Source organism: Halpernia sp. GG3, from assembly GCF_052976925.2.
In genome coordinates this window covers 163,714-187,352 of sequence record NZ_JBRIIR020000010.1, presented here as the reverse complement: position 1 = coordinate 187,352, position 23,639 = coordinate 163,714, and the positions used below count along the sequence as shown (strand labels likewise).

Here is a 23,639-nt window from a genome sequence, read left to right as displayed (position 1 = left end):
TAATATTTCGAAACCTTGTCCCGCTGTCCGCTATATCTTTTTTGCCGCTTCCATCGGGGCTAGAAAATTCATTTCTTTTATTTTTTTAAATAAATTATGCAAGAAAAGTTCGTTAAGAAACTAATATTTAAGAAAATTTCTTGACTATCAAACAGAAAAATATGGCAGGATCCTATTTCCAAGATCAAACTTACGACAAAATAGATTGTACCAAAAATCACTTAGAAAAGGGGGAATATGAAAACTGCACTTTCAAAAACTGCAATTTTGGCGAGTTTAATTTTAGCGGTTTCAAATTTTTAGATTCCGATTTCGTGGATTGTAATTTGAGTTTAGCAAAATTAAATGATACTGCTTTTGTGGACATTCGCTTTAAAAACTGCAAAATGCTTGGTCTGCAGTTTGAGCGTTGCAATAATTTCGGACTGGCGTTTTCATTTCAAAATTGCCAGTTAAACCATTCTTCTTTTTTCCAACTTATACTTCGTAAAATAATTTTTAAGGAATGTCAGTTGCGTGAAATTGATTTTTCAGAAGCGAATTTAAGTAGCGCCAGTTTTAGCGATTGCGATTTATCTCAATCTATTTTTCAGAACACTAACCTGGAAAAAGCAGATTTTCGGACAGCCTACAATTATTCCATTGACCCAGAAAACAACCGACTAAAAGGTGCCCAGTTTTCGTCATCAGGTATTGCAGGTCTTTTAGATAAATATCAAATTAAGATCGAGAATTAATTTTTTGACTTCTCATCCTTCAAAAACAACCTTTTTTCTTTTTTTTAAATTCATAACAACAATTGCAGTAATTATCAAAATTATCCCGATCCATTGTGATAAAGCGACGTGCTCATGAAGTAAGAAAAATGCCATCAGAACTGAAACCGGTAGTTCTAAAGAAGAAACGATACTTCCCAAACCAATTCCAGTTAAAGGGAATCCTGCATTTAACAATAGTGGCGGAATTACTGTTCCAAATAATGAAAGAATAATGGCCCATTTTGCAAAAATCATTAAATTAAAATCTTTAGGCGTAGAAAAAATCCCCATCATGTGATTAAAACTTTCAGATTGTGAGGGAATAATTTGAGTGATAAAAGTAAAAACTAAAACTAAAATTCCGCCGCCGAAAAGCATGTATAAACTTCGCTGAGCAGCTGAAATATTTGTTGCGATACTGTTTGCTGTAAACATTGTTGTTGTGAAGGAAGCTGCCGCTAATAAACCGAAAAATATCCCTAAAGGATTAAGGTGTGCAGAAGTATTCAACAAATTAGTCGCAAGGGTAGTACCGATTAAAACGATGATTACAGAAATGATTTTTAAATTGGAGGGTAATTTTTTTTCTAAAATCATTTCTAGCAAAACGCCCATCCAAACCGTTTGCATCAGTAAAACAATTGCAATCGAAACCGGAATGTCAAATTTTACCGCCAGATAATAAAAAATACTGGTCAGCCCAGTAGAGCTTCCTGCCAACATTAATTGCGAAATATTCTTCTTTGAGGCTTTTTCTGCCGTATTCCCGTTTTTCTTTTTTAAAAAAAGGTTAATAAGTAGCATTCCAATGATCCCAAAACTAAATTGTGAAAACGTTATTTCTGCAGTTGTATAACCTTCGCCGTATGCCATTTTCACAAAAGTAGCGAGCATTCCATAACTTGTAGCACCTAAAGCCACCAAAAAAACACCTTTTAACACTGAATTATTTACCATCTTATATTTTAAAAAGGCAACAAAGATAGGAAATTAGGTTTTAGGTAAAAGTTTCAGCTATTAGATTTATCAAATATTGTCTATCTTCTTTCTAAAAACAACTTTATTTAAGTGTTTTGATTTATTTTGAAGCAAAAATAAACCGATCATTTTCCGACATGTCTTTCAACAATTCTGAATATTTAAAACTTTTAAATAATTCTAATGTTTCCACCCCGAGTTTCTGATTGATCTCTAAGAAAATCTGACCGTGCTCACCTAAATATTTTTCGCTGTCGTTTGAAATTTTTTTGTAAAATATTAAAGGGTCTAACGTCGGGGCAAAGAGCGCTATTTTTGGCTCCACATTTTTTACAGAATCTTCTATTTCATTTTCTTCATTAAGTCCGATATAAGGCGGATTTGAGATAATGACGTCATATTCTCCTTCTAAAACCGCAGTCAAATAATCCCCAAAGATAAAATTGATATTTGCCTTATGATATTCCGCATTCAATTTTGCAATTTCTAAAGCTTCTGCAGAGATTTCAATAGCTGAAATTTCAGCATTTGGAAAGTTTTTTTTTAAAACTATTGGAATAATTCCGCTACCAGTACCAATCTCTAAAATTTTTAAATTTTCATTTCGATTATCACTTCTTGCTTTTTTAATCTTTGAAATCGCTAGTTCTAGCAATTCTTCCGTTTCAGGACGCGGAATTAAAACTGCAGAAGATACTTTAAATTTTAGTCCAAAAAACTCAGTTTCACCCAAGATATATTGATAAGGAATATTATTTTCTAATTGTTTTAAAACCTTTAAAAAAAAGATTTCTTGTTCATTGGAAAGCTTTGCCGCCGAGTTATTTCGAAGTTCAATCTTTGAAAAGTTTAATTTTTCCTGAGCAAAAATGGAAAATAATTCTAAAACTTCAGAAGCAGAATATATTTTTGAGAGCTTTAGGGCGAAAGCATTTTTTAAATCTTCTATTGTCATTTAAAATTATCTGGTGAAAACTAAATTTTTGGGGGTAGAAAGCGATTCATCTAGAAGATAATTAACCACGTTAAATGCTTTGACATCATTCAAAGTTTCAGCGTTAGTTTCTGCACAAAAGCGCGCTAATAATCCCCTTGCATGTTTTGTATACACCACGATTGTTTTCGGTTTACCGTTGCGAATTTCTTTAAATTCAACATTAATAATGTGATTTTCTAGTTCTTTTTGATCAACTGCTTTAAAATATTCATGACTCGCAACATTCAATAAAATCTCATCTTTTTTCAGCTCAGATTTTAATTCTTCAGTAATCTTTTTTTGCCAAAAATCATATAAATTTTTATTTTTTTCAAATTTAAATGCGCGCCCCATTTCTAATCTGTAAGGCATGATTTTATCCGAAGGACGCAACAGGCCGTATAAACCAGAAATCATTCGAAAGTTTTTCTGTAAGTAGTCGACAGCTTTTTTATCTAAATTTTCTACGTCTAAACCTTTATAAACTTCACCATTAAAGGAGTAAATTGCTTGTGAACTTTCTTTAATAGAAGGCTTTGAATTCCAAACTTGATTTCTCTGCCAGTTTTCGTCAGCTAATTTTTGGGAAATATCCATTAATTCAATTAAGAATTTTGGGGTTTTTGGTTTAAGATTCTTTTGTATTAATTCTGCTTCTTCGATGAATTTTGGTGTTGTACTTCTTAAATCGGTTTTTAAAGTGTTAAATTTCATTAATTTGGCTGGAGAGCTTAATATTTTCATTTACTAAGAAATTATAAAATTGCTGAATTGTTAAACATGATCGATTTTATTAAAATCAATATTTTTTATTTTGATTGAAAATCTTGTTACTGGCAGAAAACTGCACCCCGACTTGAGTGAAGCTCTTTTTACGGCTGAACTAAGTGAAGCGGAAAAAAAGCGGGAACGGAATTCAGAAAAATGGCGCCTAATCATTCTAAATAATTCCTTTTCCCTGACGGATAATTTCGGGTTCGCCACTTGTTAAATCGATGATTGTGGAGGCCACATTATCCCCATAACCGGAATCTATAACCAAGTCTACAAATTTATCATATTTTTCGGCAATCAATTCTGGATCTGTAGAATATTCTAAAACTTCGTCATCATCACGGATGGAAGTAGATGCAATGGGATGTCCTAGTTTTTCCACAATCATTCTTGGAATGGAATGATTTGGAACTCTGATTCCAATTGTTTTTTTGCCTTTGTAAGCGAGGGGTAAATTTCTATTAGCTTCTAAAATAAAAGTAAATGGACCTGGCAAATGATTTTTTAAAAAACGAAAAACAGGCGTATCTAAGGTTTTTGTGTAGTTTGAAATGTGGCTTAAGTCATTGCAAATTACAGAAAACTGTGCTTTTTCTAGTTTTACGGATTTTAATTGTGCTAATTTTTCCATCGCTTTTAGGTTAAAAATATCACAACCTAAAGCATAAATAGTGTCCGACGGATAAATAATTAAACCGCCTGATTTTAAAATAGTTACCACTTCATCCAACAAGTTTTCCTGAGGATTATCTGGGTATATTTTTAGAATTTTTGCCATATGTAAATTTACTAAATTCTTAATAATTATAAGAATTTTTAAAATTAATTTGGAGCGTTTATTTATTGTTGTATATTTGCACCACAATAACGCGGGGTAGAGCAGTAGGTAGCTCGTCGGGCTCATAACCCGGAGGTCGCACGTTCGAGTCGTGTCCCCGCTACTAAGTAAAGAGAATCAATTTTTGGTTCTCTTTTTTATTTGTTTTTATATCTTGCATTATGCAAAACGTTGCGTTTATTATCAACCCTTTTTCGGCAAAAAAAAATCACGAAACTTTTTTAAAGGCTTTGAAATCTAAAATTGAAAATCCGTTGGTTTATATTTCAGATTCAGTAGAAGGCACTGAAAAATTCATAGACGATCACTTTAATTCAATAGATGTTTTTATTGCAATTGGTGGGGATGGAACACTTTCGGGCGTTGCTAAAAAAATATTAAATACCAATAAAATTCTAGGTGGCTTTCCCGCTGGTTCGGGTAATGGATTTTCGAAAGAAGTTGATTTTAAGAAAAATTTAAACGGGCTTTTGAATAAAATTGAAACTCGGAATTTTAGGGCAATTGATACATTTAGCGTTAATGATCATCTTTCAATAAATGTTTCTGGGACAGGTTTCGACGGAGAAGTCGTGAAAAGATTTGAAAAAACAAGCCGCGGATTTGTAAACTATATAAAAGTTACTCTAAAAACTTTTTTCAGATATCAACCTGTGGAAATAAAATTTAAAGGAAATCTAGCACAGTTTGATGGAAAATATTTAATGATAAATCTTGCAAACACTCGTCAGTTCGGTAATAATGCTTTTATATCCCCAAGATCTGATTATTCCGACGGTTTTATTGAAGTAGCTTTAATAAAAAAATTTCCGATCCATTATGCAGCACAATTCGCTTATCAAATGTTTACCGGGAAATTAAAGGAAGGAGAGTATATAAAATATATTTCAATCGCAGAAATTGAATTTTCAGTTAATACGAAAATCTGGCACTTAGACGGAGAATATATGGAAATAAAATCGCCAGTTAAAGTAATCGTAAATCCAGGAAGCTTGCGTATTTTAGTTTAAATTTAATTTGTTTCTAACGCCGTTTTGTAAGCTTTTAAAGTTTCTTCACGGGCTGTTTTATGATCTACCATTGGCGTTGGATAATAATTAGTGCCAAATTCAGGAACCCATTTTTTCACGTATTTAAAATCTTTATCAAATTTCTCTTGCTGTGAAGTTGGATTAAAAATTCTAAAATAAGGTGCAGCATCACAACCTGTTCCTGCTGCCCATTGCCAGTTTCCATTGTTAGAAGATAATTCATAATCCAACAGTTTTTCGGCGAAATAAGCTTCGCCCACGCGCCAATCAATCAGTAAATCTTTTACTAAAAAACTTGCTGTAATCATCCGTACTCGGTTGTGCATAAATCCAGTTTCATTAAGCTGTCTCATGCCCGCATCTACAATCGGAAAACCAGTTTTACCTTCACACCATTTTTTCAGATCATCTTTACTTTCGCGCCATTTTATACCATCATATTTTGGTTTAAAATTATGCGTTACTACTTTAGGAAAATGATATAAAATTTGCATAAAAAATTCTCGCCAAATCAGTTCTTTTAAAAAAACTTCATTTAAGTCTTTTACCTCATCAACGATTTTACGAATGCTTTTTGTACCAAATCTAAGATGAATACTTAAGCGTGACGTCTCATCTGCAAATGGATCGTTACGATTTTCATCATAATTTTTAACCAAATCTGTATCAATTTTTTTCGAAGGAAAATCAATTGCAGTTTTTTCAAATCCTATTTGCTCTAGAGTAAAGTTTTTAGGTGTAAAAGACAGTAAATTATCCAGAAGTTTTTCTGAGGGATAATTTTTAACCGCATCTTTCCTAAAATTCTCCAGCCAAACTCTAGAGTAAGGCGTGTAAATTGTGTAAGGTGTTTTGTCCGCTTTTAAAACCTCGTCTTTCTCAAAAATGACCTGATCTTTAAAAAGTTCAAAATCAATATTTTTTGATATTAAAAAGCTCTCAATTTTTTGATCTCTTTCAATAGCTTGAGGTTCATAATCTTCATTAGCAAAAATTTTCCCAATATTAAACTTTGAAACTAATTCGTCAAATACAGCGGAAACATCACCGTGATAATATTGAATACCGCTATTATTTTCAGCTAATTTTTCATTTAAAATCTCTAACTGCTGATGTATAAACTCAACACGGGCATCTTTTTTCGAGGGTAATTTTGAAAGAATTTCTTCATCAAATATAAAAATCGGCAAAACTTTTAAATCTGACTTCAAGGACTCATGTAAACCATGATTATCATCTAAACGCAAGTCCCGTCGAAGCCAAAAAATATTTATCTTATCTGTCATACCATTACTGCCAATTCACTTAAAGGTTCATTCTTTTTACTAGTGTAGATGGTATTATGAAAAGTATTCAGCTTTTTTAAACTTTCTAAAAGTTCTTCTTTTTCTGTCAAATCCAGATTACCACACATGATTTTTGAAACTGTAGTAATATCTTTCATCGATTCTTTAAAAACTTTCACGCCTTTTTCAGTGACAGAAACGCGCACGCTTCTTTTGTCATTTTCATCTGGCATCTCAGAAACCAATTTATGTTTTGTAAGTCGCTTAATAATTTCTATACCGCTTTGTTTTTCGTGACCATTTTTCTCGATCAATTGCGTTTTTGTTAATGAATCATAATCCATCAAACGGTATAAATAAGTAAAATCTTCATTAACCAAATCTGGATGATTCTCTAAACCTTTTCTGATCAACTGCTTTGCATAGCGACCTAAAAGTATAACTTGCTTGGCAATTTCATTTTCTAAATTATTAAGATTTAGACTGAATTTATCAGATAGACGTAAAGGATTTTCTTGTTGATAAGCTCTCTCATTTAGAAAATGACGAAAGTCTTCAACAGTGCAATTGCTTTTGTGGGCTTCTTTTTCGAACTCTTTCACTTCAGAAAGAAGATCGATAATTAAATTGATACTCATTTTATATATTTTTAGTTTTTGATTGACAGGTAATTATTAATTTTTACATTTTTTGCTCCAATTGCATGCATGAGGCTATATAGACCAAAAAAAGTTCTGTTGATGTATATAAAATGTTTTGATCCACGATTGGCATTCATATTTTTAATCTGGGTATTTTTTGCAAATTTTTGACCTAGATCTGCTATATCCTTGAAAAATCGATCATCAGAAAAATCAAAAATTTCACATTGGAGGGGCTTGGTAAAAAGTACTAGTAATTCTTTGAAAATCGCTTTAAAAAATTGTCTTTCTTCTGGTGTATCATCCGAACGAATAATTTCTAATTCAAATAATTTTTTCTCAAAGAACTCCGGATTTTCAAGGTTTTCTTTTGTAGCTAACTCAAAATAAGGTATGTAGAAATCTTCAGGAACTTCTTTCATACAACCAAAATCGATTGCAATCAATTCATTTTTATCGTTCACTAAAAAATTTCCTGGGTGCGGATCTGCGTGCACTTTGCGTAAATAATGCATTTGATACATGTAAAAATCCCAAAATGTTTGCCCTACTTTATTCGCAACTTCTGGATCTTTATTTTTTGCAGAAAATGCTGAAATTGGAACTCCATCCATCCAATCCATCGTAATAATACGCTCTGTAGAATATTCTGGATAGTATTTTGGGAACAATAGATTATCAATATTTTTACATTTTTCAGCTACTTCTTGGCTTTGTTGTAATTCTAAAATATAGTCCGTTTCCTCCAGCAATTTATTTTCTACTTCTTTAAAATATTGTTCAGAATCTTTAGCATTAATATTAAACATTCTTATAGCAATCGGTTTTATCATCGATAAATCGCTAGAAATACTTTGTGAAACTCCTGGATATTGAATTTTTACGGCTAGCTTTTTACCGTCTTTTTCAGCTTTATGAACTTGGCCGATACTTGCGGCATTAACAGAATCTAAACTGAATTTATCAAAAATATCGCCTGGATTTTTACCAAAATATCTTCTAAAAGTTTTTGCAACTAAAGGAGCAGACAACGGTGGAACTGAAAATTGACTTAATGAAAATTTCTCACTATAAACTTCTGGTAGAATATTTTTCTCCATGCTAAGCATTTGCGCTACTTTTAGAGCGCTTCCCTTCAATTCCTTTAAACCGTCATAGATATCTTCTGCGTTATTTTTATCTAAAGTTTTTTTAGCTTCTTCTTCAGTTGTACTAAACTTATCACCGTAATATTTCAGGTAATTAACGCCAACTTTTGCGCCCGTTGTAATTAACTTTGATGCCCGCTGAATCTTTGAAGTTGGTATTCTATCTAATGTTTTCATCTACCGTTAATAATTTTGTGCGACTTTTTCTTTCCAAATAAATTTTCCAAAATCCAGAAGTTTTTCTAATGGTTTGGTATTTACAAATTCGAAACTGGCTTCAACAGATTTTTCTATAAAAATATCTGTTTTTTCAAATGAAGAACTGGTATCGTCCATCCAAAATTTAAGTGTAAGCAAAAAATTGTTCCAAAATAATTCTTCAACACCTTTGTTTTTGTATCTCTCTATTTTTTGAAGTCCCGTATTTTCCAGATCAATATTCATGGATGCAACATCTAGAGTTCTTACAAAAATTAAAAACATGGAACGTAATTTGGATAGTTTTTTCAGACCTTCCATTCTGTTTTTACTTTTCAGGATATATTTTACTAAACTTCTGTTTAAAGTAAGTTGTTCAAAATAAGTGTAATAAAGACTTAGCAACTTAGTTTTACTGTTCATTTCTGAAAAATTACTATCGTCAGCTAAAAGAAAAAGACTTTCTTCAAAAAAGTAAACTAAATAATATTTCTCAATTTCTTCGAAATTAGCAAAGAAAATATAAAATTCATTCTCTGCGATTTGATTATCTTCACAGAATGAATAGACATTTGTGGGCGGATGATTATGTCTTAGTACAAAATCTAAGTATTTTTTAAGGATTGTTTTTTTATCTAATAAGGAGTTATCCATTTTATATATATTTAATTGTTATACAAAAGTAGTAAAAATATTTTCCAATTTATTAAAAATAGTATATTTTTGTGCTAACTTAATTTCATTATGAAAAAGGCTGTCATTATTGGTTCTGGATTTTCTTCACTTGCTTCTGCTTGCTATATGGCAAAGGCCGGCTATGAAGTGGTAGTTTTAGAGCAAAATGAGCAAATAGGCGGTCGTGCATCGCTTTGGGAAAAGGAAAATTTTAAGTTTGATATGGGTCCAAGCTGGTACTGGATGCCCGATATTTTCGAAAGGTTCTTTGCAGATTTTGATAGAAAAGTATCAGATTATTATGAATTGCAAAAACTGTCGCCAGGTTATAGAGTTTATTTTGGCAAAAATGATTTCATAGATATTTCTGACGAACCTGAAAAAATTATTCAGAAATTTGAAGAAGTAGAACCGGGGAGTGGAAAGCATTTGCGACAATTTATGGCAGATGCAAAAAAAAATTACGCAATTGCGATGCAGGATCTAGTTTACAATCCAGGAAAATCGCTTTTAGAATTGGTGAGTTTAGAGACTGCGGTAAGGCTTCCTCTTTTTATAAAAAATATAAAGCAAACGGTCAGAAAAAATATTAAAAATCCAAAACTTCAAAGTATTTTAGAATTTCCGGTCTTATTTTTAGGTGCTAAACCAAGCGCTACACCGGCATTTTATAATTTCATGAACCACGCAGATTTTGGAATGGGAACTTGGTATCCAAAAGGTGGTTTTAATGCTGTTGCAAAAGGAATGTATAATTTAGCTGTTGAATTGGGTGTTAAATTTAATTTGAATGAAAAAGTTACAGCGATAGAAACAGAAAATGGTCAAGTAAAAAAAATCATAACTGAAAGCTCGGATTATTTGGCGGATGTTGTAATTTCAGGTGCAGACTATGCCCACACAGAAACTTTATTACCGGAAAATGCGAGAAATTATTCTTCAGATTATTGGCAAAAAAAGGTTTTCGCACCATCTTCATTTTTATATTACGTGGCTTTTAATAAGAAAATTAAAAATTTACAACATCATAATTTATTTTTTGATACAGATTTTGAGAAGCACGCAGAAGATATTTATGACGAACCGAAACTACCTGTTAAGCCTCTGTTTTATGCAAATTTTTCCAGTATGACAGATTTGGATCTAGCACCTGAAGGCAAGGAAGTGGGATTTTTTTTAATTCCTGTTGCAGTAGATTTAGAAGAATCAGAGGAAATTCACGATTACTATTTTAATCTGATTTTGGATAGAATTAAGGAAAACACGGGTGAAGATTTAAAACCACATGTTTTGTTTAAAAGAAGTTTTGGCGTGCAGGATTTTAAAGACAGATATAACTCTTGTCGCGGTAATGCGTACGGTTTGGCAAACACATTGCTTCAGACTTCAATATTACGACCACAGATTGATAACAAAAAATTAAAAAATCTTTTTTATACAGGCCAATTGACTGTACCAGGACCAGGTGTTCCGCCGGCTTTGATTTCAGGGAAAGTAGTGACCGATTATATTTTGGAAAAATTGGAGAAGTAATTCAAGATGATTAAGACAAATGATATATTAATTTTGATAGAATTATAGGGATTTGCGAAAATCGCGTTCCGGAATAAGTTAATGCCGATTTAAAAATTGGATGGAGACTAAAGGCCAAAATAGAAGCCATAATAAAAATAAAGAATGACACAAAATTTGCATGATCAGGTAAGTTTCAGTTGTAGCAAATTAGTTACAAAATCTTACAGCAGTTCATTTTCTCGAGCAATTTTACTTTTTCCGGAAGATATTCGACAAGCAATTTACAATATCTATGGTTTTGTAAGATTTGCGGATGAAATAGTAGATACTTTCCATGATTTTCCGAAACGTGAGTTGATGGATGATTTTATGAAACAGTATGAAGATGCTATGAATAAAGGAATTTCTCTAAATCCAATTTTGCATTCATTTACGCAGACAGTAAAGAAATATAAAATTGATCAAAGTTTAATAGATGCATTTATCGATTCTATGTACAAAGATCTGGGTGAAATAAATTATCAAGATAGAGCCGAATATGATGCGTATATCTATGGAAGTGCAGAAGTTGTAGGTCTGATGTGTCTGAAAGTTTTCGTGAATGGTGATAATAAGGAATTTAAAAAACTAGAGCCATTTGCAAAAAGTTTGGGTGCCGCATTTCAAAAAATAAATTTTTTAAGGGACATTCAGGCAGATTTTCTGATTTTGAACCGTATGTATTTCCCGGGTGTAGATTTTAATAATTTTAGTCTTGAAGATAAAAATACCATTGAAAAAGATATTGCTTATGATTTTGAACAAGCTTTAATTGGAATTAAAATGTTACCAATTTCAAGTAAATTAGCGGTTTTTATGGCTTATAGGTACTATATTAATTTATTCAGAAAAATAAAAAATACAGAACCTAAAGTATTATTAACCAAAAGAATACGCGTCAGCAATGCACGAAAAGCTTATCTAATGTTCGAACTTTTACTGACAAAGAATTTAAACTTATTGTGAGAAAAATTTTTGGTTTTTTACTAATTTTTTTTATATTTATTATGAACGCTCAAAATAGAATGGATTACGTTGCTTTGATGCTTAAAGCAGAAAATTCTGAAGTAATAACAAAACAACTTATTTTCAAAGCCACAGAAGATTTAAAAGTCAGCAGCCTTCCAGTTTATGAAGCGTATGTTGGAATTGGAAATTTATTCATGGCAAAACACGCTGGTAATCCTTTTTCTAAGCTATCATATTTTAATAAGGGAAAAAAATATTTAGATTCAGCGATTTTAAAATCGCCTGATAATTTAGAAATTAGATTTCTAAGATACACTACTCAAATCGAAATGCCTCATTTTTTAGGATACAATAAAAACCTGAATGAGGATAAAAAATTTATTTTGGAACACTACCAAGAGTCAAATGACGTAATTTTGGTATCTCAAATTAAAAAATTTTTAAAAATTTAATTAATGCAAATTCTAATATATATTTTAATAACCATTGGCGTATTCTTATTGATGGAATGTGCGACATGGCTCACTCATAAATACGTTATGCATGGCTTTGGATGGTATCTGCATGAAGATCATCACCAACCTGGATATCCACATGTTTTTGAAAAAAATGACGCATTCTTCGTAGTTGGTGCAGTTCCCAGTATTATTTTATTTTATCTCGGTACACGGAATGGAATTAACTATCTGTTCTTTATCGGCTTAGGAATTTTACTTTATGGAATGGCCTATTTTTTAATTCATGATGTTCTAATCCACCGTCGTTTTAAATGGTTTGACAAAACTAACAGCTATTATTTAAAAGGTCTTAGAAAGGCGCACAAAATTCACCATAAACATTTAGGGAAACAAAAAGGTGAATGTTTCGGGATGCTCTATGTTCCGTTAAAATATTTTAGAATGTAGATATGCAGTATTATTATATTCTTCTGGATATTGTTTCTTTTCTAATTCCATTTACATTCAGTTTTGAAAGGAAAATGCTTCATTTTATTCAATATTGGAAAGCATTTTTCACAGCAATTATTACAGTTGGTTTATTTTTTATCGCATGGGATATTTACTTTACTTATCAAAATGTTTGGGGATTCACTCCGCAATACTTGCTTGGAATAAATATTTTTAAGTTGCCTTTAGAAGAATGGCTTTTCTTTCTTTTAATTCCATATTCAAGTTTATTCATCCATTATTCACTTTTATATTTTTTTCCAAAACCTGAGTTATCTGAAAAAGTAACACAAATTATTACTGTTATATTATTTGGGTTTTCATTTGGCATATCAATTTTTAACAGTGATAAAATTTACACTTTTTGTAGTTTTGGCCTTTTCGCGATTTTAATGTTGCTCCAAATTATTTTTAAGTTTAAATATGCGCGGCGGTTTTACTTAAGCTTTATCATTATTTATATTCCTTTTTTCTTTGTTAATAATGCTTTGACGGGCGCTTATTCAGAAAGCCCGGTTGTTTATTATAACAGCACAGAAATTTTAGGTTATAGAGTAGGAACAATGCCTTTGGAAGATAGCTTTTACTGCTTTGGTTTATTATATGGAATTCTACTAGTCTTCGAATATTTAAAGAAAAGATGGAACAAAAACGAAATTGAAAATTACGAATTCGTAATTAATTAAATTTTCAAGTCTCTTAAAATGCTTTCCGTTGGTATTTGGCACTAAAAATAATAATTACAAATGAAATTAAATATTAAAAAACAATCAGGAATTTATACTTTAACTTCTGAGCAAGTTTTACCGATAAGTTTAGACACAGCATGGGATTTTTTCTCTACACCAAAGAATTTAGATAAAATAACGCCCGCTGAAATGAACTTTAATATTACTAACAATCCGCCCGATAAAACCTATCCGGGACAAATTATTACTTATAAAATTGGTATTTTACCTTTCGTAAAATCCAATTGGGTGACGGAAATCACGCAGCTAAAGGATAAAGAATTTTTTGTGGATGAGCAGCGTTTTGGTCCTTATGCAATGTGGCACCACGAACATCATTTTGAGAAAATTTCTGAGAATGAAACTTTAATGCGCGATCTTCTTAATTTTAAAATGCCTTTGGGTGCATTTGGTGATTTATTAGTGGGTAGTTTGGTTGTAAATAAAGTAAAATTTATTTTTGAAAGTCGGTTTAAAATTTTGAGTGCGTATTTTTCTGGGAAGTAACTGTCGTTTTATGTTTTAAAAATTATTTGGAAAATAATCTTATTTTAGAAAAATTAAAACTTGCCTCTTTACCTTATTCTAATTATTTTACATAAAATAGAATAAAAGCAACTGAGGCAAGTTTAAGAGAAAATTCTCTTTTCTCATCATGTGTGTTAATCTTCCGCAAATCTATTACAACTATAGTTAATACAACTTAACATTTGTTAATTTACATCAATTTTTATTCTTTCTTTACGGATTCTAGACAAGTGAACAGCCGAAATATTTAGCCAGGAAGCAAGATGTTTCAGCGGTACGATATCTAAATATCCTGGAAAATTACTTTCTATAAAATCGTAATTTTCGGTGGCACTGTTAAAGCTAATTAAATTCTTCATTTTTAATAAATTGACATAATGCTCTTCCATTACCAGAAGTCCGAATATTGCCCAATCATGATATTGCGCGTAAAGTACCATTAAACTTTCTTTATCGATGGAATATACAGTTGAATCTTCATAGCAACAAATATCACATTTACTAATTATTTGCGTCCCAAAACTCTCATAGTCTGTAACAACTGTTTTTTCTGGTTCTAGCCAGATTGTTTTTTCTTCTCCTTCTTTATCAACAAAATAACAACGTGTAATCGAATTTTCGACCATAAAAATCCGTTTACATATTTCGCCCGATTTGAAAATAAAATCTCCGCTCTTACATTCAGATACTTGAAATTTATCTAAACCAATTTCTAAAATTTCTAAATCGAAATCTGGTTTGTATGATAGGACTTTTTCCTTTATAAAACTTTTATTTAAGCTATTTTTTACCATTTTAATATATTCTATTCAACGCCCACAGAATCATCGCCACGACCATCTGCAACGCCAGAAATTGTACGGTCTTTATTGACCAAGATCATTTCAGTTCTTCCAATTTGTCCTCTTTTTTCAACTTTATAATTCATTTTTTCTAAAGAATTAATCGTGCTTTCCGGAAAATTTTCTTCCACAAAAACGACGTCCGGCAACCACTGATTATGGAATTTTGGTGAATTTATCGAAAGATTAGCATTCATTTTAAAATCTACTACATCAACAATAGATTGGTAAACTGACGTTGGAATTGTTGTTCCGCCCGGCGTACCAACAACCATCAAAACTTTTCCGTTTTTTAAAACCAATGTTGGCGTCATAGAACTAAGCATTCTTTTTCCCGGTTGAATGGAATTTGCTTTGCCGCCGACGGCGCCGTACATATTCGGAACGCCCGGTTTCACAGAGAAATCGTCCATCTCGTTATTTAAGAAAAATCCTGCGCCAGAAACCACGACTTTACTTCCGTATAAACCATTTAAAGTTGTTGTGACAGAAACTGCATTTCCGTCTTTGTCTAAAATTGAAATATGCGTCGTTTCCGTAGATTCTTTTGGTTGGGAAATGATCGTTCCAACTTCTGAACTTGGGGTTGCTTTCTCTGGATTATAACTCTTCCAGCGATTTTTTAAATAGTCATCTGAAACTAACATTGCCGTTTGATCTTTTATAAACTCCGGATCGCCCATATATTCTGCTCTGTCCGCAAATGCACGTCTTTCTGCTTCTACCATTGGCTGCACGGCTTGTACGGAATTTTGCTGAAATTTTTCAATATTGGCATAAGAACTCATTTTAAACATTTGTTGCAAAAGAATGCCGCCACTTGACGGTAAACCCATCGCTACGATTTCATTTCCTTTATAATCAAAAACCATTGGTTTCCGAGTGATTGTTTTATAATTTTTCAGATCTTCTAAAGTAATAATTCCATTTCCGCGTTTCATTTCAGCAACTATTTCTTTGGCTGTTTCGCCTTCATAGAAACCTTTTTCGCCCAGATCTCTTATTCTGATTAATGTTTTTGCTAATTCTTTCTGAATTAATAAATCACCTGCTTTCCAAGTTTCAGTTTTTATAAAAACTGTTGGCATTTTATTATGTTTCTGGAAATCTGCTTTGGTTTCGTTCAGTTCATTTGCTTCTTTAGATGTGATGGCGAAACCTTTTTCTGCTAAATCTATTGCTGGTTGAATTAAATCTTTCATCGGTAATTTTGCATATTTTAAAGTCGCAAAAAACCCAGAAACTGAACCTGGAACGCCACTTGCTAATCTGCCGTTTTGAGATAAATCTGTGTTGGCGTTTCCTTTTGCATCCAAATACATATCTGCATTTGCTTTAGAGGGCGCCGTTTCCCGATAATCTAAAGTAAATTTTTCGCCATTTTTAAAGCCAACTAAAAAACCGCCGCCGCCAATATTTCCCGCATGCGGATAAACTACCGCTAAAGCCAATTGTGTGGCAATTACAGCATCAAAAGCATTCCCACCTTTTTTTAAAATTTGCGCGCCAACTTCGCTCGCCAACGGGTGAGCCGAAACTACTACACCTTTTTGCCTAACTTCAACTTCTTTTACAGTTGTATAATCTGTTTTTTGAGCGGTTAATATCTGGGTAAAAACAATTAAGAAAAGGAAATATTTTTTCATTGGGAATAATTTTAAACAAATATAAAAGATTGAAAGTGAAATCAATAATAAACACTTTAAAATTTTGAATGTTTATTAATCTTATTATCATGAAGATTGCTTTAATTAAATGTCCAAAATTGCAGCCCGGCTTGATAGTAAATATTAATTTATTATTTGAATTATGAAACGTCGTCATTAGGTTTGAACAAAAATTCTTTTTTTTAAATAAATATTAAAAGCGCAACGCGGAAATTACTGCCTAAAGAAGATCAAAAAATAATATTAAAAAAAACCTTTGAGAATGTCAAAGGTTTAAAAGTTTTAAATTTCTGTATCTAAATCCCAATTCTCTAAATAATCGTGCACATGTTTTAAAAACATTCCGCCCAAAGATCCGTCTACCACGCGATGGTCGTAAGAATGCGACATAAACATTAGGTTTCTAATTGCAATAACATCGCCGTCCTTGGTTTCCAAAACTGCTGGTTTTTTCACAATCGCACCAACTGCTAAAATTGCAACCTGAGGCTGTGCGATGATTGGTGTTCCCATTAAATTTCCAAAACCACCCACATTTGAAATAGTATAAGTAGCACCTTGCGTATCTTCTGGTCTTAATTTTTTATTTCTCGCTCTAAAAGCCAAATCGTTAATTGCTTTTGTCAAACCTAAAAGAGAGAGTTGATCGGCGTTTTTAATTACGGGAACGATCAAATTGCCATCAGGAAGAGCAGTGGCCATTCCAATATTAATATTCTTTTTCTTGATTATTTTATCTCCGTCTACGGATACATTGATCATTGGAAAATCCTGAATCGCTTTTACGATTGCATGAACGAAAATTGGCATAAATGTCAGTTTTTCACCTTCTCTTTTCATTAAAAGATCTTTATGCTTATTGCGCCATCTTACCACATTTGTCACATCACTTTCAATAAATGAAGTCACGTGTGGTGATGTTTTTTTGCTGTTAACCATCGCATCTGCAATAATTTTTCGCACGCGATCCATTTGAATCACTTCGTCACCTGCGTTTAATTTAATAGGAACGTTTTGAACCGCTGGAGGAATTGCGGGTGTGGAAACGACTTGAGTTTTTTCCGAAGTATTATTTTGAGCTTTTACATCTCCTCTGCTTGAGACGAATGCTAAAATATCTTCTTTAGTAATTCTGCCCTCTAAACCAGTTCCTTTAATACTTTCAAGCTCTTGGTTTGAAATATTTTCCTGCTGGACAATAGATTTTACCAAAGGAGAAAGAAAACCTGCATTTTCGGTACTTGATGGGCTATTTCCAGTTTCAGATCTTGAACTGTTTATTGAATCTTCCAAACCTTTTACAACCTCAGAATTCTCATCTATTTTAATATTTTCGACTGGGCTACTTTCATCCGTTGAATTATCGCCACCTGCAGTTTCTAAAATCGCAATAGCTTCACCAACTTTCGCAACGTCATCTTTCTGCTTTAATAATTTTATAATTTTCCCCGAAACTGGCGTCGGAACATCAGAATCTACTTTATCGGTTGCAATTTCTACTACAGAATCATCTTCATTTACCATATCGCCTTCTGAGAAAAGCCAATCGATGATCGTTGCTTCCATCACGCCTTCGCCCATCGATGGGAGTAATAATTTGTATTCCGCCATTTTATTTATTATGATTTCCACAAAGATAAAAAATTTTATTCATTATAAAATAATGAATTTTTCAATAATATTTTTATTATATTTATAATATAAAGATTTAAATAAAATTGAAATTTATGTTACACGTCCATGTCGTTGCTACCTTTGAGTTTAAAGTTAAAGATGCGCAAAAAGCCCTAAAATTAATGGAAAATATGGTCGCTGAAACTGTAAAAGAAGAGGGTTGCATCAGATTTGAAATGATTGAAGATCAAGAAAGAGATGCTTTTTTCTTTCTAAATGAAGTTTGGGAAAATAAAGAATTTCATAATAAACATATGCAAACTTCTCATTTTAAAGAATTTATTTCCGGGATAAAGGATATTTTGCAATCGCAAGTTGTTTATAAAGGTAGAAAAGCCTTTTAAAATTAACTAAAAAAAAGTTTTAAGTAGAAAAATTAATTAATTTCTGCTTCAAAAACCTCTTCAAAATGTGTTTTAATTTTATTTTTTAATTCTATAATTTCGGTTGCAGAAAATTCATTTTCCCGCTCTGCTTTTAAAGAAGTAACGCCTTTGTCTTTAATTCCGCAGGCAATTATATAATCGAAATAAGCGAGATTTGTATTGACATTTAAGGCAAAACCGTGCATCGTGACCCATTTAGATGTTTTTACACCTAAAGCACAAATTTTCCTTGCGTAAGGTTTTCCAACATCCAGCCATACACCAGTTTCACCTTCAGAACGTTCACCTTTTAATCCGTATTCTGCAATTGTTCGAATAATGACTTCTTCCAAATTTCGCATGTAAAGGTGAATGTCAGATTTAAAATTATCTAAATCTATAATTGGGTAGCCAACCAATTGCCCGAAACCGTGGTAAGTAATATCGCCTCCACGATTGGTTTTAACGAAAGTGGCGTCGATTTCTTTTAATTTTTCTGAATTGGCGAGCATATTATGTTCGTCGCCAGATTTTCCTAAAGTGTAAACGTGCGGATGCTCTACAAATAATAAATAATTTTGAGTTTCTTCAAATAAACCGTCTGTTCTGTCGCGGTTTTTAAGTTTTTGCTCAATGATAGATTTCATTAAATTTTCCTGATAATCAAACGCCGTTTGATAATCCGTTAAACCTAAATCTTCAAATTGTAAAACTCTATTTTGTATTGCTGTCATTTTTCTAACTTTCTATTACTAATCACCTTCTTTACTAATTTAAAAAAGTAAAATTAAGAAAATTAATTTAGTATGCTATGAATAAAAGCTGCAGATTTTTCTTTCCAGTCTTCTTCATGAAGCAAAACATTTACGAATGCGGTTCCGATAATTCCACCTTCAGATTTCTCTGTTACTGCATCAAAATCTTTTTTATCTTTAATACCAAAACCGATAAAAACAGGATTTTTAAAATCTATTTCTGAAAGTTTTTGTAAATAATCTTCGTTGTTGACCGCTTTATTATCATTTCCAGTTGTGGAAGAAGAACTTACGGCATAAAGAAATCCTGAACTTAATCCATCTAAATATTTTATTCTTTTATCTGAAGTTTCTGGCGTCACCAAAAAAGTAAAATTAAGATTGTATTTTTCTAAAATTTTCTGATAATTTCTTTCAAATTCTACTGGTGGTAAATCTGGAATAATTAAACCAGTTACGCCTGCCTCTGAGCAATTTTTACAAAACGCTTCAAAACCAAAACTTAAAACAGGATTAATGTAGCCCATTAAAATTACTGGAATTTTAATCTCTTCTTTCACTGATTTCAATTGCTCAAATAATTTTTTAATGGACATTCCATTTTTTAAGGCCAATTCATGCGCTTTTTGAATAACTGGTCCATCTGCGACCGGATCTGAATAAGGCATCCCGATTTCCATCATTTGGGCACCAGAATCCTGGATTATTTTCATGATTTCTGTGGTGTCATCCAACTTAGGAATTCCCGCCGTGAAGTATATATTTAATTTTTTTGACATTGCAAAATTTGTTTTAAAAGTAATTTTATTAATTAAACTAAAAAGTGAAAACTGCGTAAACCGCGCCCCGACCTGAGTGGAAATACTTTTTGTTTTTATTGCGATTGCAAAAAGGTTCAACGGATTGCTTCACTCTTCTCGCAATGACAATAAAAAGATTGGGAACGGAGGGCGGAAAAAGGCGCCCAAACAATTCTAAATATACTGTAAATAAGTGTCCAGATCTTTATCTCCACGACCGCTCAAACACACGACTACGATGTCATCTTCCTTAAATTTTTTCTTATCAAAAACCGATAAAGCGTGCGCTGTTTCCAAGGCTGGAATAATGCCTTCGATTTTGCACAGATCAAACGCAGATTTTAATGCTTCATCATCTGTAATACTAAAATATTCTGCCCGATTTTGAGTGAATAAATTAGCGTGATAAGGTCCAATTCCTGGGTAATCTAAACCTGCCGAAATAGAGTGGGGCTCGATAACTTGCCCATCATTTGTTTGCATTACGATACTTTTACTACCATGCAAAATACCCAAAGTTCCCAGGAAAGTTGTTGCCGCGGATTTGCCAGATTCCAGACCGAAACCACCTGCTTCTGCTGCAATTAATTTCACATCTTTTTCTTCTGAAAAATGATAGAACGCACCTGCTGCATTACTTCCGCCACCGACGCAAGCAATGACATAATCCGGATTTTCCCGACCGATTTTTTCCTTCAACTGCCATTTTATTTCTTCGGAAATTACACTTTGTAATCTAGCCACTAAATCTGGAAACGGGTGCGGACCAACCACACTTCCGATGATGTAATGCGTGGTCGTGGCATTGTTAATCCAGTCGCGAAGTGCTTCATTCACGGCATCTTTTAAGGTTTTACTCCCCGAAGTTGCCGGAATTATTGTCGCGCCCAGAAGTTTCATTCTTCCGACATTTGGTGCTTGACGCGCAATATCAACTTCGCCCATGTAAACGATGCATTCCAAACCGAGCAAAGCGCAGGCGGTTGCCGTTGCAACACCATGTTGACCCGCACCGGTTTCTGCAATAATTCTTTTTTTACCCAATTTTTTTGCGAGTAAAACCTGACCAAGCGCATTGTTAATTTTATGTGCGCCGGTGTGATTTAAATCTTCCCGTTTTAGATAAATTTGGGTGTTATATTTTTCGCTTAAATTTTTCGCTAAATAAAGTGGTGTGGCGCGTCCCACGTAATCTTTCAAAAGATATCTAAATTCTTTTTGGAATTCTTCAGACTCAATAATTTCTAAGTATTGATTTTGTAATTCTTCCACATTTGGGTACAACATTTCTGGCACGAAAGCGCCACCAAATTGACCGTAATAGCCGTCTTTGTCAGGGTTTTGATATTTAATTGCTTCCATTTTATATTATTATTTTATTTAATTCTATATTTTTTTTAAATTTTTTAATTTTCTCTAAGTCTTTATTTCCAGGTTCCATTTCAAATTTTGAATTGATGTCTAAAGCGAAAGGTTTTTGGTTTAATATTTTAATATTTTCTACATTTTCTGCAGTAATTCCACCGCTTAAAAAATACGGTTTCGGAATTTTTATATCATTTAATAGTTGCCAATCAAAAGTTATTCCTGTTCCACCAAAGGCGCTTGAATCTGTGTCAAACAAAAGATAATTGATAAATGAGGATTGCTGATCAATTATATTTTGTAATTCTACCTTATCTTGATTTCCAATTCGTATGACTTTAATAATTTCTATTTTATCATCTAATTTTTCTCTTAATTCAGCAATAAAATCTTCATTTTCATCGCCATGAAGTTGAATATAATTTAAATCTGCTTTCTCAGAAATTTCAACTATTTTTTCAATTTCTTCATTCACAAACACGCCCACTTTAGAATTTGATTTGATAGATTTAATATCGTCTAAAGTCAAATTATTTAAAGTAAAACGCGGTGACTTTTCATAAAAAATAAGTCCCAAAAAATCAATTTTCAAAGAAATTAATTCTTCAATTTGATTAATTTTGGTTAAACCGCAAACTTTTATGTTCATTTCAATTTTAGTTTAAAATTCTTTATTTAATTGAAATTCAACAATTGCTTTCGAATGAATTAAAGCGGTATCAAAAATGGGAACCTTCACATCACTTTGATTGATAATTAAAGGAATTTCGGTGCAACCTAAAATTATTCCTTCCGCTCCATTGCTTATCAGTCTGTCAATTATTTCAAGATATTTTTCCTTAGTATTATGATTGATTATACCTTTTCCCAGTTCAGCATAAATCGATTGATGAATAAATTCTCTATCTTTATCATTAGGAATTATTGTTTCAATATCTTTTTCTGTAAGTTTAGACTTGAAAAAATCCAGCTCCATTGTAAACTTAGTTCCAAGTAATCCTATTTTTTTTAATTCATTTTTTTTAATTTCCTTCGCGGTTTCTGTTGCAATGTTTATGATGGGCAGACCGATTTCTTTCTCTAGTTGATCTGCAACATAATGCATAGTATTTGCGCATAATACGAGCGCTTTTACACCAGAATTTTTTAATTTCTGAGCAGCATCAAAAAGCATATCAAAAATTTTTCCCCAATCATTAATGTCTGTGCTTTTTTTGATTTCTTCATAATTAAAAGAATAAATCAAGCATTCAGAAAAATTAAGTTCTCCTAATTCATCGTTAATACCTTGGTTGATTAATCTATAATAATCTGCTGTAGAAACCCAACTAATACCGCCTAAAAGTCCAATTAATTTCATGTTGTAAAGTTAAAGTGGTTAGTAAATTCTTCAAAAGTTGCTCCCGGATTTTCAGTTTTCATAAAGTATTCACCCATCAAAAAGCCATCGAATTTTTTTTCTTTTAAAAACTTAAAATCTTCAACACTGTAAATTCCGCTTTCTGCAATCTTCAAAATATCTTTTGGTAATTGATTTTTAAGATTAATAGAATGTTGCAAATCCACTTTAAAATCTTTTAAATTTCGGTTATTAATGCCAACAAAATCGATATCATTATTGATATGTTTTAATTCTGCTTCATCATGTATTTCCAGTAAAACTTCTAAACCCATCTGATGCGAAAGCGCTGTAAATTCTTGTACTTGAGAAACTGAAAGATTCGCTGCAATTAACAGAATAACGTCTGAACCAATAGATTTTGCTTCATAAAACTGATACTCATCCACCATAAAATCTTTGCGTAAAATCGGAATATCGGTGGATTTTCTAACTTTCGAAATATCTGCTAAACTTCCCCCGAAAAAATGATAATCAGTTAAAATTGAAACTGCGCTTGCTCCAAATTTTTCATAATTACTTACGACTTCCAAAACATCAGATTGATCATTTATAATACCTTTAGAAGGCGATTGTCTTTTAAATTCTGCAATAATTCCGGTTTTTTCTTTTAAAGTTTCTTTCAAGGATTTTCCTGTTTTTCCAAAATATTCGGAATCCATTAATTCACTTAGAGAAACTTCAGATTTTGCTTTCCGAACTTCTTCTTTTTTATGTTCAATTATTTTATCTAAAATATTCAT

The 23,639-nt window shown here is 32.1% G+C and carries 26 protein-coding genes and 1 tRNA gene; 10 read left to right on the top strand and 17 right to left on the bottom strand.

Annotation, left to right across the window (positions count from 1 at the left end):
• The first annotated feature begins 161 nt into the window (after positions 1-161).
• Complete coding sequence (locus ACVBED_RS05290; protein WP_447119120.1) at positions 162-737, top strand: pentapeptide repeat-containing protein; 576 nt, start codon at positions 162-164, stop codon at positions 735-737.
• 12 nt (positions 738-749) lie between these two features.
• Here ACVBED_RS05290 and ACVBED_RS05285 read toward each other — a convergent pair whose 3' ends face one another.
• The 4 genes from ACVBED_RS05285 to ACVBED_RS05270 form a co-directional block, all read right to left on the bottom strand.
• Positions 750-1,715 carry an EamA family transporter gene (locus ACVBED_RS05285; protein WP_447119118.1) on the bottom strand — a complete coding sequence of 322 codons (966 nt, stop codon included), beginning with the start codon at positions 1,713-1,715 and terminating at the stop codon, positions 750-752.
• 121 nt (positions 1,716-1,836) lie between these two features.
• Positions 1,837-2,691 (bottom strand): peptide chain release factor N(5)-glutamine methyltransferase, encoded by an 855-nt coding sequence (gene prmC, locus ACVBED_RS05280; RefSeq protein ID WP_447119116.1) that lies wholly within the window; start codon positions 2,689-2,691, stop codon positions 1,837-1,839.
• A gap of 6 nt (positions 2,692-2,697) precedes the next feature.
• Complete coding sequence (gene yaaA, locus ACVBED_RS05275; protein ID WP_473094617.1) at positions 2,698-3,456, bottom strand: peroxide stress protein YaaA; 759 nt, start codon at positions 3,454-3,456, stop codon at positions 2,698-2,700.
• Between the two features lie 196 nt (positions 3,457-3,652).
• Positions 3,653-4,264 carry an L-threonylcarbamoyladenylate synthase gene (locus tag ACVBED_RS05270; RefSeq protein ID WP_473094616.1) on the bottom strand — a complete coding sequence of 204 codons (612 nt, stop codon included), beginning with the start codon at positions 4,262-4,264 and terminating at the stop codon, positions 3,653-3,655.
• Between the two features lie 90 nt (positions 4,265-4,354).
• Here ACVBED_RS05270 and ACVBED_RS05265 point away from each other — a divergent pair.
• Both ACVBED_RS05265 and ACVBED_RS05260 read left to right on the top strand, forming a co-directional pair.
• Positions 4,355-4,427 (top strand) — tRNA-Met (locus ACVBED_RS05265).
• 58 nt (positions 4,428-4,485) lie between these two features.
• Positions 4,486-5,334: a diacylglycerol/lipid kinase family protein gene (locus ACVBED_RS05260; RefSeq protein WP_473094615.1), complete on the top strand. Its 849-nt coding sequence runs from the start codon at positions 4,486-4,488 to the stop codon at positions 5,332-5,334.
• Between the two features lie 2 nt (positions 5,335-5,336).
• Here ACVBED_RS05260 and ACVBED_RS05255 read toward each other — a convergent pair whose 3' ends face one another.
• Genes ACVBED_RS05255 through ACVBED_RS05240 form a run of 4 tightly spaced genes read right to left on the bottom strand, consistent with a single transcriptional unit; the run spans position 5,337 to position 9,282 of the window.
• Positions 5,337-6,641 carry a cryptochrome/photolyase family protein gene (locus tag ACVBED_RS05255; RefSeq protein WP_473094614.1) on the bottom strand — a complete coding sequence of 435 codons (1,305 nt, stop codon included), beginning with the start codon at positions 6,639-6,641 and terminating at the stop codon, positions 5,337-5,339.
• On the bottom strand, positions 6,638-7,279 hold the full coding sequence (locus ACVBED_RS05250; protein WP_447119112.1) for a MarR family winged helix-turn-helix transcriptional regulator: 642 nt from the start codon (positions 7,277-7,279) through the stop codon (positions 6,638-6,640). The genes ACVBED_RS05255 and ACVBED_RS05250 overlap by 4 nt, the downstream gene beginning before the upstream one ends.
• Positions 7,280-7,290: 11 nt before the next feature.
• On the bottom strand, positions 7,291-8,607 hold the full coding sequence (locus ACVBED_RS05245) for an ABC1 kinase family protein (RefSeq protein ID WP_473094613.1): 1,317 nt from the start codon (positions 8,605-8,607) through the stop codon (positions 7,291-7,293).
• A 6-nt stretch (positions 8,608-8,613) separates the two neighbouring features.
• Complete coding sequence (locus ACVBED_RS05240) at positions 8,614-9,282, bottom strand: TetR family transcriptional regulator C-terminal domain-containing protein (protein ID WP_447119110.1); 669 nt, start codon at positions 9,280-9,282, stop codon at positions 8,614-8,616.
• 90 nt (positions 9,283-9,372) lie between these two features.
• Between ACVBED_RS05240 and ACVBED_RS05235 the strand changes: the two genes are divergently transcribed.
• The 6 genes from ACVBED_RS05235 to ACVBED_RS05210 all read left to right on the top strand — a co-directional run bounded on the left by ACVBED_RS05235 (position 9,373) and on the right by ACVBED_RS05210 (position 14,008).
• Positions 9,373-10,836 (top strand): phytoene desaturase family protein, encoded by a 1,464-nt coding sequence (locus ACVBED_RS05235; RefSeq protein WP_447119108.1) that lies wholly within the window; start codon positions 9,373-9,375, stop codon positions 10,834-10,836.
• Between the two features lie 144 nt (positions 10,837-10,980).
• Positions 10,981-11,823: a phytoene/squalene synthase family protein gene (locus tag ACVBED_RS05230; protein WP_447119106.1), complete on the top strand. Its 843-nt coding sequence runs from the start codon at positions 10,981-10,983 to the stop codon at positions 11,821-11,823.
• Between the two features lie 41 nt (positions 11,824-11,864).
• Positions 11,865-12,278 carry a hypothetical protein gene (locus ACVBED_RS05225; RefSeq protein ID WP_447119105.1) on the top strand — a complete coding sequence of 138 codons (414 nt, stop codon included), beginning with the start codon at positions 11,865-11,867 and terminating at the stop codon, positions 12,276-12,278.
• Positions 12,279-12,281: 3 nt separating this feature from the next.
• Complete coding sequence (locus ACVBED_RS05220) at positions 12,282-12,731, top strand: sterol desaturase family protein (protein WP_447119103.1); 450 nt, start codon at positions 12,282-12,284, stop codon at positions 12,729-12,731.
• Positions 12,732-12,733: 2 nt separating this feature from the next.
• Positions 12,734-13,459, top strand: a complete 726-nt coding sequence (locus ACVBED_RS05215) for a lycopene cyclase domain-containing protein (RefSeq protein ID WP_447119101.1) — start codon at positions 12,734-12,736, stop codon at positions 13,457-13,459.
• A gap of 60 nt (positions 13,460-13,519) precedes the next feature.
• Positions 13,520-14,008, top strand: a complete 489-nt coding sequence (locus ACVBED_RS05210; RefSeq protein ID WP_447119100.1) for an SRPBCC family protein — start codon at positions 13,520-13,522, stop codon at positions 14,006-14,008.
• A gap of 206 nt (positions 14,009-14,214) precedes the next feature.
• Here ACVBED_RS05210 and ACVBED_RS05205 read toward each other — a convergent pair whose 3' ends face one another.
• The 3 genes from ACVBED_RS05205 to ACVBED_RS05195 form a co-directional block, all read right to left on the bottom strand.
• Positions 14,215-14,823 (bottom strand): Crp/Fnr family transcriptional regulator, encoded by a 609-nt coding sequence (locus tag ACVBED_RS05205; RefSeq protein WP_447119098.1) that lies wholly within the window; start codon positions 14,821-14,823, stop codon positions 14,215-14,217.
• 11 nt (positions 14,824-14,834) lie between these two features.
• Positions 14,835-16,517: a gamma-glutamyltransferase gene (ggt, locus tag ACVBED_RS05200; RefSeq protein ID WP_447119096.1), complete on the bottom strand. Its 1,683-nt coding sequence runs from the start codon at positions 16,515-16,517 to the stop codon at positions 14,835-14,837.
• Between the two features lie 303 nt (positions 16,518-16,820).
• Positions 16,821-18,149 carry a dihydrolipoamide acetyltransferase family protein gene (locus ACVBED_RS05195; RefSeq protein ID WP_447119094.1) on the bottom strand — a complete coding sequence of 443 codons (1,329 nt, stop codon included), beginning with the start codon at positions 18,147-18,149 and terminating at the stop codon, positions 16,821-16,823.
• A 116-nt stretch (positions 18,150-18,265) separates the two neighbouring features.
• Between ACVBED_RS05195 and ACVBED_RS05190 the strand changes: the two genes are divergently transcribed.
• The gene (locus tag ACVBED_RS05190) at positions 18,266-18,556 is read left to right on the top strand and encodes a putative quinol monooxygenase (RefSeq protein ID WP_447119092.1); all 291 of its coding nucleotides are present in this window, start codon (positions 18,266-18,268) and stop codon (positions 18,554-18,556) included.
• Between the two features lie 32 nt (positions 18,557-18,588).
• On the opposite strand, the gene lipB is transcribed toward ACVBED_RS05190, so the two are convergent.
• The 6 genes from lipB to trpC form a co-directional block, all read right to left on the bottom strand.
• Positions 18,589-19,311, bottom strand: coding sequence for a lipoyl(octanoyl) transferase LipB (gene lipB / locus ACVBED_RS05185; RefSeq protein ID WP_447119090.1), 723 nt, complete (start codon positions 19,309-19,311; stop codon positions 18,589-18,591).
• 62 nt (positions 19,312-19,373) lie between these two features.
• Positions 19,374-20,111 (bottom strand): tryptophan synthase subunit alpha, encoded by a 738-nt coding sequence (gene trpA, locus ACVBED_RS05180; RefSeq protein ID WP_473094612.1) that lies wholly within the window; start codon positions 20,109-20,111, stop codon positions 19,374-19,376.
• Positions 20,112-20,306: 195 nt separating this feature from the next.
• A complete protein-coding gene (gene trpB, locus ACVBED_RS05175; protein ID WP_447119470.1) occupies positions 20,307-21,485 on the bottom strand; it encodes a tryptophan synthase subunit beta in 1,179 nt (392 codons plus the stop codon).
• A gap of 10 nt (positions 21,486-21,495) precedes the next feature.
• A complete protein-coding gene (locus ACVBED_RS05170; RefSeq protein WP_447119088.1) occupies positions 21,496-22,146 on the bottom strand; it encodes a phosphoribosylanthranilate isomerase in 651 nt (216 codons plus the stop codon).
• A gap of 12 nt (positions 22,147-22,158) precedes the next feature.
• Positions 22,159-22,857, bottom strand: a complete 699-nt coding sequence (locus tag ACVBED_RS05165; protein ID WP_447119086.1) for an aspartate/glutamate racemase family protein — start codon at positions 22,855-22,857, stop codon at positions 22,159-22,161.
• Positions 22,854-23,639, bottom strand: a complete 786-nt coding sequence (gene trpC / locus ACVBED_RS05160; protein WP_447119084.1) for an indole-3-glycerol phosphate synthase TrpC — start codon at positions 23,637-23,639, stop codon at positions 22,854-22,856. The genes ACVBED_RS05165 and trpC overlap by 4 nt, the downstream gene beginning before the upstream one ends.

Excerpts from the sequence above, each read along its gene's own strand:
- ACVBED_RS05190 (WP_447119092.1), top strand. The coding sequence starts at position 18,266 with ATGTTACACGTCCATGTCGTTGCTACCTTTGAGTTTAAAGTTAAAGAT.
- ACVBED_RS05290 (WP_447119120.1), top strand. The coding sequence starts at position 162 with ATGGCAGGATCCTATTTCCAAGATCAAACTTACGACAAAATAGATTGT.
- trpA (WP_473094612.1), bottom strand. The coding sequence starts at position 20,111 with ATGTCAAAAAAATTAAATATATACTTCACGGCGGGAATTCCTAAGTTG.
- ACVBED_RS05250 (WP_447119112.1), bottom strand. The coding sequence starts at position 7,279 with ATGAGTATCAATTTAATTATCGATCTTCTTTCTGAAGTGAAAGAGTTC.
- ACVBED_RS05205 (WP_447119098.1), bottom strand. The coding sequence starts at position 14,823 with ATGGTAAAAAATAGCTTAAATAAAAGTTTTATAAAGGAAAAAGTCCTA.
- ACVBED_RS05255 (WP_473094614.1), bottom strand. The coding sequence starts at position 6,641 with ATGACAGATAAGATAAATATTTTTTGGCTTCGACGGGACTTGCGTTTA.
- ggt (WP_447119096.1), bottom strand. The coding sequence starts at position 16,517 with ATGAAAAAATATTTCCTTTTCTTAATTGTTTTTACCCAGATATTAACC.
- ACVBED_RS05225 (WP_447119105.1), top strand. The coding sequence starts at position 11,865 with ATGAACGCTCAAAATAGAATGGATTACGTTGCTTTGATGCTTAAAGCA.
- ACVBED_RS05210 (WP_447119100.1), top strand. The coding sequence starts at position 13,520 with ATGAAATTAAATATTAAAAAACAATCAGGAATTTATACTTTAACTTCT.
- ACVBED_RS05170 (WP_447119088.1), bottom strand. The coding sequence starts at position 22,146 with ATGAACATAAAAGTTTGCGGTTTAACCAAAATTAATCAAATTGAAGAA.
- ACVBED_RS05165 (WP_447119086.1), bottom strand. The coding sequence starts at position 22,857 with ATGAAATTAATTGGACTTTTAGGCGGTATTAGTTGGGTTTCTACAGCA.
- ACVBED_RS05215 (WP_447119101.1), top strand. The coding sequence starts at position 12,734 with ATGCAGTATTATTATATTCTTCTGGATATTGTTTCTTTTCTAATTCCA.
- ACVBED_RS05245 (WP_473094613.1), bottom strand. The coding sequence starts at position 8,607 with ATGAAAACATTAGATAGAATACCAACTTCAAAGATTCAGCGGGCATCA.
- ACVBED_RS05220 (WP_447119103.1), top strand. The coding sequence starts at position 12,282 with ATGCAAATTCTAATATATATTTTAATAACCATTGGCGTATTCTTATTG.
- lipB (WP_447119090.1), bottom strand. The coding sequence starts at position 19,311 with ATGACAGCAATACAAAATAGAGTTTTACAATTTGAAGATTTAGGTTTA.
- ACVBED_RS05195 (WP_447119094.1), bottom strand. The coding sequence starts at position 18,149 with ATGGCGGAATACAAATTATTACTCCCATCGATGGGCGAAGGCGTGATG.
- ACVBED_RS05260 (WP_473094615.1), top strand. The coding sequence starts at position 4,486 with ATGCAAAACGTTGCGTTTATTATCAACCCTTTTTCGGCAAAAAAAAAT.
- ACVBED_RS05230 (WP_447119106.1), top strand. The coding sequence starts at position 10,981 with ATGACACAAAATTTGCATGATCAGGTAAGTTTCAGTTGTAGCAAATTA.
- trpC (WP_447119084.1), bottom strand. The coding sequence starts at position 23,639 with ATGAATATTTTAGATAAAATAATTGAACATAAAAAAGAAGAAGTTCGG.
- ACVBED_RS05235 (WP_447119108.1), top strand. The coding sequence starts at position 9,373 with ATGAAAAAGGCTGTCATTATTGGTTCTGGATTTTCTTCACTTGCTTCT.
- ACVBED_RS05240 (WP_447119110.1), bottom strand. The coding sequence starts at position 9,282 with ATGGATAACTCCTTATTAGATAAAAAAACAATCCTTAAAAAATACTTA.
- ACVBED_RS05270 (WP_473094616.1), bottom strand. The coding sequence starts at position 4,264 with ATGGCAAAAATTCTAAAAATATACCCAGATAATCCTCAGGAAAACTTG.
- ACVBED_RS05285 (WP_447119118.1), bottom strand. The coding sequence starts at position 1,715 with ATGGTAAATAATTCAGTGTTAAAAGGTGTTTTTTTGGTGGCTTTAGGT.
- prmC (WP_447119116.1), bottom strand. The coding sequence starts at position 2,691 with ATGACAATAGAAGATTTAAAAAATGCTTTCGCCCTAAAGCTCTCAAAA.
- yaaA (WP_473094617.1), bottom strand. The coding sequence starts at position 3,456 with ATGAAAATATTAAGCTCTCCAGCCAAATTAATGAAATTTAACACTTTA.